A 9,888-nucleotide genomic window follows, 5' to 3' on the forward strand; every position below is an offset into this window, starting at 1 on the left:
CCCCTGCCCTCGGCAAGGGGGGCGGCCGGGGGGTTCCCGCCCTTCCCCCCCCGGTTTTACCCGCCGCAACGGGCGGGGGCGCCCCCCCACCCCCCGGGGGTGGGGCGCCTCCGCCTTTCCGGGCGCCCCGGGACGGAAATTCTCGAACACCAGAACAATTCCCGAACCGGCGTTCCGGAAAATGAATTCCCCGGCGAATTCGAAAAAGCGTGCAGTTGACCCCGGCGGCAATTTCTGGATGGGATGTGAATTTCCATTCCGAAGGGCTCCTGTCGCCATGCCTGTGCTCACCCGGTTCGTCCTGCCGCACGCCGCCCCCCGGGTGCCCGCGCGCCTCCCCGCGGCGGACCTGGACGTGGTGTTCGGACTGCTGCGCGCCCGCTGGCACGGCCGCGGCCTGGAGCTCACCGGCTTCGCCCGCCCGCAGGGCCTGGACACCGGCCGCCCCGGCTCCGCCTGGACCTGGCTGACCCTGCGCCACGAGGACGAGGCCGAACCCCCGCTGCACCTGCGCTCCAGACCCCGCAGGATGCCCGAGGTCACCGACGACAGCGCCCAGCCTGAGCACAACCACGACTGGTCCGGCTTCACCGTGCTGCTGCGGCCGAGCCGGCTGCGCCGCGACGGCCGGTGGCTGCTCGGCGACTGGCGGATCGAGACCACCCTCTTCACCCGCCCCCGCGCCGCCCGACTGCGCCGCCAGTACGGCTCCCTCGCCCCGCACTGGTGCGGCTCCGGCGAGTACCCGCCGACCTGCTGGGTGGACCACGACGTCCGCCTCCAGCCGTACTTCGAGGACGACCGGCTGCGGCTGCGGCTGGAACGCCCGGCCGTCCGGGTCACCCGGGCCGCCCGCACCCCGGCCGGCCTCGACCTGAGCGGCGTCGCCGACCGCTGCCCCGCCGGCACCGTCCTGCGGCTGTGCCATCGGCAGAGCGACGCCGTGGTCGAGCGGCCGCTCACCCGTGGCGGTGACACCTTCACCACCCACCTGCCGTACCCGCCGTTCACCGCCGACGGCCGCGGCGGCGGCGGACTGGAGCACTGGGACGCCGTACTGCTGCGCCCCGACGGCGGCACCGAGCGGCTCTGCCTCGACGAGCGCGCCGGCCCGGTGGCCGGCCAGCACCCGCTGCCCGGCGCGCCGGGCCGGGTGCTCTACCTCAAGCACCTCGCCGACGGCCGCCTCCAGTTCTGCGTCCAGCCCGCGGCCGGCCTGGTCGACCGGATCGCGGTGCGGCCCGACGGCTTCGAGCTGTCCGGCCACTGCCCGGCCCCGGCCGCGGACCGGCTGGAGCTGGTGCTGCGGCATTCCGGCACCGCGAGCGAGGTCCGCACCCCGGTCGAGACCGGCCCGGACGGCCGCTTCCTGGCCCGGGTGCCCGCCACCCGCACCGGCTCGGACGGCACCGCGCTACCGCTGCGCAAGGGCATCTGGGAGGCCGCACTGGAACCGGCCGACGGCCCGGGCCCGGTCCGCCCGCTGCTCGCCGCCCCCGCCGCGCTCCCCGTCGTCCCCGCCACCGTCCCCGCCGCGGCCACCGCCGGCGGCAAACGGATCCTGCTGCAGCGCCGCTGGCACGACACCCTGCTGGTCGACTCCACCCCCGTGCTCGACGCCGCCGAGCGCAGCGCCTGGACGCAGGGCCGCCAGCGCGCCGAGCGCTACCCGGCCGCCCGCCGCGAACCGCTGCGCGAGGCGGTGCTCTACGACGTGTTCGGCGGCCGGGGCTACGCCGACTCCCCGCGCGCGGTGCACGCCGAACTCATCCGCCGCGGCGCACTGTTGGAGCACCTGTGGGTGGTCGACGACGCCCAGGCCGACGTGCCGTCCGGGGTCGCCCCGGTGCGGATCTGGAGCCCGGAGTGGTACCGGGCGCTCGCCACCTGCCGGTACCTCGTCGGCAACACGCACTTCCCGGACTTCCTGGAACGCCGCCCCGGCCAGGTCGTCGTGCAGACCTGGCACGGCTCGCTGCTGAAGCGGATCGCCCACGACGTCGAGAACCCCTGGCTGGCCGACCACGGCTACCTGGAGGCCCTCGACCGGGAGACCCCGCAGTGGAGCCTGCTGCTCTCCCCCAGCCCCTTCGCCACCCCGATCCTGCGGCGCGCCTTCCGCTACGCCGGCGAGGTGCTGGAGTCCGGCTACCCGCGCAACGACGTGCTCGCCCGGCCCGACCCGCGGACCGCCGCGGACGTGCGCCGCCGGCTCGGCGTCCCCGACGGCAAGCGGATCGTGCTGTACGCGCCGACCTGGCGCGAGGACCAGCGGCGCGACGACGGCGACGGGTTCCGGCTCGACCTGCGGCTGGACCTCGACCACGCCCGGCGGCTGCTCGGCCGGGACCACGTGCTGCTGGTCCGCCCGCACGCGCACGTGCGCGAGCCCCTGCCGGGCACCGGCGACGGCTTCCGGTACGACTGCGGCGACTACCCCGACCCGCAGGAACTGCTGCTGGTCGCGGACGTGCTGGTGACCGACTACTCGTCGATCATGTTCGACTTCGCGATCACCGGCCGCCCGATGTACTTCTTCACCTACGACCTGGAGCACTACCGCGACACCCTGCGCGGCTTCTACTTCGACTTCGAGCCGAACGCCCCGGGCCCGCTGGTGCCGACCTCCACCGGGCTGCTCCGGGCGTTGCGCGAACTCGCCGACAGCGGCGCCGCGTTGCCGCCCGGCTACGCCGAACGCTACCGGCGCTTCCGGGCCGCGCACTGCGCTCTGGACGACGGCGGCGCGGCCCGCCGGGTGGTCGACCGGATGCTCGGACCGGATCGACCGGGTCGAGGGGCGGGGGTCCGGCGGGCGGGCCGGACGGCGGGGGCCTGAGGGCCGGGCAGTGGCCCCGGCTTCAGGAGAAGGAGTAGCTCCGCCAGGGCCGCCAGACCTCGTCCGCGTCGAAGCGGGAGAGGCCGAAGCCCGGCACCGGGAAGGCGGCCCGGAAGCCGCGCGCCTGCTCGTACGCCTGGTCCAGCACGTCCTCCGGCAGGCCGTGGGCGACCGTCACGTGCGGGTGGTACGGGAAGGCCAGCTCGCGGGCCAGCGGGCCGGAGCGGACGTCCGCCTCCAGCAGCCGGCACTCCTGCGCGCCCTCCTCGACCCGGACGTACACCACCGGGGAGACCGGGCGGAAGGTCCCGCTGCCGCGCAGCAGCATCCGGAACGGCCGGTGCGCGGCCGCGACCGCCGCCAGGTGCTCCTCGATCTTCGGCAGCGCCTCGGCCGGCACCTCGGTCGGCGGCAGCAGGGTGACGTGCGTCGGTATCGACCGGGCCAGCGGATCGCCGAGCCCGGCCCGGGTGTCCTGGATCGCCGTGCCGTGCGGATCCGGGACGCTCACGGACACGCCGATGGTGACGACCTCCGGGAGGTCGCCACCACCGGGCAGGCGTGTGAGGGGAGTCACCGCTTGGCGGCCGGCAGGAAGCCGATCCGGTCGTACACCGTCTCCAGCGTCACCGAGGCCACCTCGCGGGCCTTCTCGGCGCCGATCGCCAGCACCCGGTCCAGCTCGGCCGGGTCGTCCAGGAAGGTGCGGGTGCGCTCCTGGAAGGGGGTGACCCACTCGGTGAACAGCTCGGCCAGCTCGGTCTTCAGGGCGCCGTACATCTTGCCCTCGAAGTGCGCGACCAGCTGCTCGACCGACTGGCCGCTGAGCGCGGAGTGGACGCGCAGCAGGTTGGAGACGCCCGGCTTCTCCTCCTCGTCGTAGGACACGACGGTGCCGGTGTCGGTGACGGCGCTCTTGAACTTCTTGGCGCTGACCTTCGGGTCGTCCAGCAGGCTCACCAGGCCCTTGGGCGAGGAGGCCGACTTGCTCATCTTGACGGCCGGGTCCTGGAGGTCCTGGATCTTCGCCGTCTCCTTGAGGATGTACGGCTTCGGCACGGTGAAGGTCGGGCTGTAGCGGGTGTTGAAGCGCTCGGCGATGTCGCGGGTGATCTCGACGTGCTGGCGCTGGTCCTCGCCGACCGGGACGGCGTCCGCCTGGTAGAGCAGGATGTCCGCGATCTGGAGGATCGGGTAGGTGAACAGGCCGACCGTGGTGCTCTCGGAGCCGTACCGGGAGGACTTGTCCTTGAACTGGGTCATCCGGGAGGCCTCGCCGAAGCCGGTGAGGCAGTTCATCACCCAGGCCAGCTGCGCGTGTTCGGGCACGTGCGACTGGACGAAGAGCGTGCAGTGGTCCGGGTCCAGGCCCGCGCCGAGCAGCTGGGCGGTGGAGACCCGGGTGTTCTCGCGCAGCGTCGCCGGGTCCTGCGGCACCGTGATCGCGTGCAGGTCGACGACCATGTAGAAGGCGTCGTTCTCCTTCTGCAGGTCGACCCACTGGCGCACGGCGCCCAGGTAGTTGCCGAGGTGGAACGAGCCGGAGGTGGGCTGGATGCCGGAGAGCACCCGGGGACGGTCCTTGGCCGGACCGGTGACCGCTGCGTTGACCATGCGGGCCATTGTTCCAGTTCCACCGGTCGCTCAGGAAACGTCCGCCCCCGGAGGTTCGGCCAGTGTGACGGCACTCACCCTCACCCGGGCGATCCGCCGGCCCTCCACCTTGGCCACCGTCAGCAGCACCTCGCCGTCGCCCTCCAGCCGGACGCGCGCCTGGTCGCCGTCCCTGGGGAGCCGGCCGAGCGAGGCGACCAGGCAGCCCGCCACCGTCTCGTAGGGGCCCTCCGGCAGGGTGACCCCGGTCTCCTCGGCGAAGTCGCCGAGGTTGAGCAGACCGTCCAGTTCCAGGCCGCCGCCGGCCAGCCTGCGGGTGGGCGCGGCCTCCGGCCGGTCGTACTCGTCGCGGATCTCGCCGATCACCTCCTCGACCAGGTCCTCCAGGGTGACGATCCCGGCGGTGCCGCCGTACTCGTCCACCACGATGGCCAGGTGGTGGCCCTCGCGGCGCATCTCGCCCATCGCCTCCAGCACCCGTTTGGTGCCGGGCAGCAGCTTGACCGGGCGGGCGAGGTCGCGGACCTTCACGGCCTGTTCGCCGCGGGCGCCGTACAGGTCGCGGACGTGGACGAAGCCGACCACCGCGTCGGCGCTGCCCTCGACCACCGGGTAGCGCGAGTGCGGCGAGGTGTCGGCCTGGTGCCGTACGGCGGCCAGCGGGCGCTCGGCGTCCAGGAAGGTCACCTCGGTGCGCGGGACCATCACCTCGCGCAGCTGGCGCTCCCCCGCGGCGAACACGTCGGCGATCAGGGCCCGTTCGTCGCTGCCGAGTTCGGTGTTGGCGGCGACCAGGCCACGCAGTTCCTCGGAGCTCATCGAGCCGCGCCCGGCCGCCGGGTCGCCGCCGAGCAGGCGGACCATCAGGTTGGTGGAGTGGCCGAGCAGCCAGATCGCCGGGCGCAGCACGACCGACATCACGTCCACCACCGGGGCGGCGATCACCGCGATGGACTCGGCGCGCTGCAGGCCGATCCGCTTGGGGGTCAGCTCACCCAGCACCAGCGAGGCGTAGCTGATCACCAGGGTGAGGCCGACCAGGGCGACCGCGTCGGCCACGCCCTCGCTCAGGCCCGCCCGGACGAACAGCGGGGCGACCTTGCCGGCCAGGGTGTCCGCGCCGAAGGCGGCGGACAGGAAGCCCATGCAGGTCACCCCGACCTGGACGGCGGCCAGGAACCGGTTGGGGTCGGCGGCCAGGTGCGCGGCCCGGGCCGAGCGCCGCGTGCCGAGTGCCTCCAGCGTCCGGATCTGGCCCTCGCGCAGCGAGATCAGCGAGATCTCGGCGACGTTGAACAGGCCGCCCAGCAGGATGAAGACGAGGACGAGCGCGGCGTCCCCGAGGGTTTCGTTCACAGCGGGCCAGTGTAGGACGGCCGGTGCGGGCGGGGGCCGACTCCGCACTCGCGTCGTCCCGCGGACGGGAGTGCGCGGGCGGCGGTTCGCGTACGGCCGTTCGCGCACGGCGGGCGGTCCGGCGGCGGGATCGGGGGCGGGATCGGGCCGGGGGCGGGATCGGGCGGGCACCCCCGTGCCGGGGCCGGTGCAGGGGCCGGACACGGCGGCGGCCCGCCGCTTCCGAGGGGAAGTCGGCGGGCCGCCGGTGGAACCGTGCGGGGCGGGCTCAGATGAGGCCCAGCTCCTGGACCGCGTCGCGCTCCTCGGTCAGCTCCTTGACCGAGGCGTCGATGCGGGCGCGCGAGAAGTCGGAGATCTCCAGGCCCTGGACGATCTCGAACTTGCCGTCCTTGGTGGTGACCGGGAAGGAGGAGATCAGGCCGGCCGGGACGCCGTAGGAGCCGTCGGAGACGACACCCATGGAGGTCCAGTCGCCCTCGGCGGTGCCGTTGACCCAGGTGTGGACGTGGTCGATGGCGGCGTTGGCGGCCGAGGCGGCCGAGGAGGCGCCGCGGGCGTCGATGATGGCGGCGCCGCGCTTGGCGACGGTCGGGATGAAGGTCTTCTCCAGCCACTCCAGGTCGCTGCCGACGGCCTCGAAGGCCGGCTTGCCGGCGATCTCGGCCTGGAAGACGTCCGGGTACTGGGTCGCGGAGTGGTTGCCCCAGATGGTGACGCGCTTGATGTCCGAGACCACGGCGCCGGTCTTGGCGGACAGCTGGCCGACGGCGCGGTTGTGGTCCAGGCGGGTCATCGCGGTGAAGCGCTCGGCCGGGACGTCCGGGGCGTTGCGCTGGGCGATCAGGGCGTTGGTGTTGGCCGGGTTGCCGACGACCAGGACCTTGATGTCGTCCGCGGCGTGGGCGTTGATGGCCTTGCCCTGCGGGCCGAAGATGCCGCCGTTGGCCTGCAGCAGGTCGCCGCGCTCCATGCCGGCGGTACGCGGGCGGGCGCCGACCAGCAGGGCGACGTTGGCGCCGTCGAAGGCCTCGTTCGGCTGGTCGGTGATGGTGATGTCACGCAGCAGCGGGAAGGCGCAGTCGACGAGCTCCATGGCGGTGCCCTCGGCGGCCTTGAGGCCCTGCGGGATCTCCAGGAGGCGCAGGTTCACCGGCACGTCGGCACCGAGCAGGTGGCCCGAGGCGATGCGGAAGAGCAGCGCGTAGCCGATCTGGCCGGCCGCTCCGGTGATGGTGACGTTGACGGGGGTGCGAGTCATTTCTACCTTCTCCAGCAAATCGCCAGGTGCCCCAGGCACACCGGCGCACTGGAGCCGAGGATGTTCTCTCGACATCGAGAGACCGGCGTCAGGTTATCGCAAAGGGAAGCCTACGCCGCGTGTGCGGGCGTGGCTGATGCGTCACAGGAACGCCGCGGCCCCCGCCCGGCGCCCGGGATCCGGGGGCGGGACGGGGGCCGTTCGACGGCGCGCGGGCCGGTCAGTGCTTGGGCCGGCCCATCAGCTGCCCGATGTTGTCGAGCAGCGGGATCTGCAGCCACGGGTTCGGCTGCGCGACCAGGGTCAGCAACACGATCGAGGCACCCAGGAAGGTCAGCACGATCACGTCGGTGAAGCGGCTGCGCACCGCCAGCATCCCGACCTCGGGCAGCACCAGGCGCAGCACCGCGCCGAGCAGCACGCCGCAGCCGAGGATCAGCAGCCCGTACTTGAAGCCGTCCTTGAAGTCGGCGAACCAGGTGACCGCGAGGCCGGCCCCGACCACCAGGAGGACCAGCGTTATCGGCCACTGCCGGACCGGCAGGGCGTGCTCGCGCCCGAGGGCCGCGGCCGAGCCCTCGGGCGGCAGGGTGCCGGTGGTCTTGACCGGCCTGCTCCGGGTCCGCGCCGGTCGCGGTTCAGTCATGCTCGCCGTCCCTGGGGTGTCAGATGCCGGCGCGGCGCTCGGCCGCCTCGACGATGTTGTTGAGCAGCATCGCGCGGGTCATCGGGCCCACGCCGCCGGGGTTCGGGGAGATCCAGCCGGCCACCTCGGCCACGCCCGGGTGGACGTCACCGACGATCTTGCCCTCGCTGCGGCTGACGCCCACGTCCAGCACCGCCGCGCCCGGCTTGACGTCCTCCGGCTTGACCAGGTGCGGCACGCCGGCGGCGGCCACGATGATGTCGGCCTTGCGCAGGTGGGCGCTCAGGTCCCGGGTGCCGGTGTGGCACAGGGTGACCGTGGCGTTCTCGCTGCGGCGGGTCAGCAGCAGGCCGATCGAGCGGCCGACGGTGATGCCGCGGCCGACCACGACCACCTCGGCACCGTTGATCTCGACGTCGTGGCGGCGCAGCAGCTCGACGATGCCCAGCGGGGTGCACGGCAGCGGGCCGTCGATGCCCAGGGCGAGCCGGCCGAGCGAGGTCGGGTGCAGGCCGTCCGCGTCCTTGTCCGGGTCCATCAGCTCCAGGACCGGGTTCTGGTCCAGGCCCTTGGGCAGCGGCAGCTGGACGATGTAGCCGGTGCAGGTCGGGTCGGCGTTGAGCTCGCGGACGACGTTCTCGACGTCCTCCTGGCTCGCCGTCGCGGGCAGCTCGCGCTGGATCGAGGCGATGCCGACCTCGGCGCAGTCCTTGTGCTTCCCGTTCACGTACCAGCGGCTGCCCGGGTCGTCGCCGACCAGGACGGTGCCGAGGCCGGGCGTGACGCCCTTCGCCTTGAGGGCCGCCACGCGGGCGGCGAGTTCGGACTTGATCGCGGCGGCGGTGGCCTTGCCATCGAGAATCTGGGCAGTCATGACCCCATTCTCCCGGATCCCGGCCGGTCGCCGTACCACGGTCGGGTCCGGCCCGCGTCCGGACCGTGCGCAGGCCGGCGCAGGACCGGGGCCGGCCCGGCGCAGGACCCTCGGCGGGGCCCGGCGAGGACCCGCCCGGGGGCCGGCGCGGGACGTCCGGACGGTACGCCGTCGGCGTCCGCGGCGGGCCCGCCCCGCGCGACCGGGCGGGTACGGAACGTCCGTACCGCATTGCGGTTGCGCCACAGTCTTGACCCGGTGCCGGAACCGGCTGGACAGGGCCCCGTCGTCCGGATGACGATATGCCCGCATCCCCTGCCGCGACCAGGCCCGGTGACGGGCCGACGGACACCGCGGCGGGGCGTATCCGGGGGAAAGAGCCAGTGATCCGACCACAGCAGACCGAGCAGCCCGACCGCCGCCGCGCCGCCGTCGCCGCGCCGCGCCCGTCCAGGCCCGCGCTCGCCCGTTCACCACGCTGCTGAGCCGGTCACGCCCGTCACCGCCGCCGGGTTGTCACTGCGCCCCGCCACCGTCCCGTGCCGTCGACGACCCGACTCGCGACCGCAACCGGGGCCTCCGCCGTCCCGTCCCCGCGTCCCCGTAACTGCCCGGAGGCATCGATGAGTTACCCGCCCGACCCGAACAACCCGTACGGCCAGCCGCCCGCCTCGCCGGGCTACGGCTACCCGCAGCAGGCCCCGCCGGCCCCGGGCTACGGCTACCCGCAGGCGGCCGCCCCGGCTTACGGCTACCCGCCGGTGGCCCCGCCGCAGTCCATGCCCGGCCTGGTGGTCACCGCCCGGGTCCTGATGTTCGTCGTGGGCGGTGTGCAGGTCCTCCTCACCGGGTTCCTGCTGATCGTGGCCGCGGGCGCCAAGACCGTCGCCAACCAGCACAGCACCAGCAGCGACACCGCGATCTTCGGCAACGCGGCGGCGGGCGTCCTGCTGATCCTCGGGATCCTGTACCTGCTCGCCTCGGTGCTCTCGATCACGCTCGGGGTGAAGTTCGGCAAGGGCGGCCCGGCCACCCGGATCACCACCATCGTGTACGGCTCGGTGGCCCTGCTGCTCGGCGTGCTCGTGCTGATCAGCGCGATCACCGGGAGCACCAACGCCCAGGCCCAGGCCGCGGGCTCCGGGTTCGGCGCGGTCATCGGCGTGCTGTGGATCGCGATCTGCATCCTCTGGATCGTCGCCATGAGCACCCGGGACGGCGTCAACTGGTTCAACCGGCCGCGCTACTGACCGGCCCGCACGACGCGACGGAGCGGCCCGGCCCCCTCGGAGGGGGCC

At 73.7% G+C, this 9,888-nt stretch carries 8 protein-coding genes; 2 read left to right on the forward strand and 6 right to left on the reverse strand.

Annotation, left to right across the window (positions count from 1 at the left end; translation table 11 throughout):
* Window positions 1–277 precede the first annotated feature (277 nt).
* Window positions 278–2,839 (forward strand): CDP-glycerol glycerophosphotransferase family protein, encoded by a 2,562-nt coding sequence (locus ACFV04_RS26420; protein ID WP_380532884.1) that lies wholly within the window; start codon window positions 278–280, stop codon window positions 2,837–2,839.
* Window positions 2,840–2,861: 22 nt separating this feature from the next.
* On the opposite strand, the gene ACFV04_RS26425 is transcribed toward ACFV04_RS26420, so the two are convergent.
* The 6 genes from ACFV04_RS26425 to ACFV04_RS26450 form a co-directional block, all read right to left on the reverse strand.
* Window positions 2,862–3,350, reverse strand: coding sequence for a 2'-5' RNA ligase family protein (locus ACFV04_RS26425; RefSeq protein WP_380348670.1), 489 nt, complete (start codon window positions 3,348–3,350; stop codon window positions 2,862–2,864).
* 62 nt (window positions 3,351–3,412) lie between these two features.
* Window positions 3,413–4,453, reverse strand: coding sequence for a tryptophan--tRNA ligase (gene trpS / locus ACFV04_RS26430; protein ID WP_360254779.1), 1,041 nt, complete (start codon window positions 4,451–4,453; stop codon window positions 3,413–3,415).
* Window positions 4,454–4,483: 30 nt separating this feature from the next.
* Window positions 4,484–5,809: a hemolysin family protein gene (locus ACFV04_RS26435; protein WP_380348671.1), complete on the reverse strand. Its 1,326-nt coding sequence runs from the start codon at window positions 5,807–5,809 to the stop codon at window positions 4,484–4,486.
* A 268-nt stretch (window positions 5,810–6,077) separates the two neighbouring features.
* On the reverse strand, window positions 6,078–7,070 hold the full coding sequence (locus ACFV04_RS26440) for a malate dehydrogenase (RefSeq protein WP_360254775.1): 993 nt from the start codon (window positions 7,068–7,070) through the stop codon (window positions 6,078–6,080).
* Window positions 7,071–7,290: 220 nt separating this feature from the next.
* Window positions 7,291–7,716, reverse strand: coding sequence for a DUF3017 domain-containing protein (locus tag ACFV04_RS26445; protein ID WP_380341204.1), 426 nt, complete (start codon window positions 7,714–7,716; stop codon window positions 7,291–7,293).
* Window positions 7,717–7,735: 19 nt separating this feature from the next.
* Window positions 7,736–8,590 (reverse strand): bifunctional methylenetetrahydrofolate dehydrogenase/methenyltetrahydrofolate cyclohydrolase, encoded by an 855-nt coding sequence (locus tag ACFV04_RS26450; protein ID WP_360254771.1) that lies wholly within the window; start codon window positions 8,588–8,590, stop codon window positions 7,736–7,738.
* 623 nt (window positions 8,591–9,213) lie between these two features.
* Here ACFV04_RS26450 and ACFV04_RS26455 point away from each other — a divergent pair.
* Window positions 9,214–9,840, forward strand: coding sequence for a hypothetical protein (locus tag ACFV04_RS26455; RefSeq protein WP_360254769.1), 627 nt, complete (start codon window positions 9,214–9,216; stop codon window positions 9,838–9,840).
* The last annotated feature ends 48 nt before the right edge of the window (window positions 9,841–9,888 follow it).

The organism is Kitasatospora sp. NPDC059599 (genome assembly GCF_042735125.1).
Classification (GTDB): domain Bacteria; phylum Actinomycetota; class Actinomycetes; order Streptomycetales; family Streptomycetaceae; genus Kitasatospora.

Coding starts and splice junctions, on each gene's coding strand:
- ACFV04_RS26450 (WP_360254771.1), bottom strand. CDS start 8,590: ATGACTGCCCAGATTCTCGATGGCAAGGCCACCGCCGCCGCGATCAAG.
- ACFV04_RS26420 (WP_380532884.1), top strand. CDS start 278: ATGCCTGTGCTCACCCGGTTCGTCCTGCCGCACGCCGCCCCCCGGGTG.
- trpS (WP_360254779.1), bottom strand. CDS start 4,453: ATGGTCAACGCAGCGGTCACCGGTCCGGCCAAGGACCGTCCCCGGGTG.
- ACFV04_RS26440 (WP_360254775.1), bottom strand. CDS start 7,070: ATGACTCGCACCCCCGTCAACGTCACCATCACCGGAGCGGCCGGCCAG.
- ACFV04_RS26445 (WP_380341204.1), bottom strand. CDS start 7,716: ATGACTGAACCGCGACCGGCGCGGACCCGGAGCAGGCCGGTCAAGACC.
- ACFV04_RS26455 (WP_360254769.1), top strand. CDS start 9,214: ATGAGTTACCCGCCCGACCCGAACAACCCGTACGGCCAGCCGCCCGCC.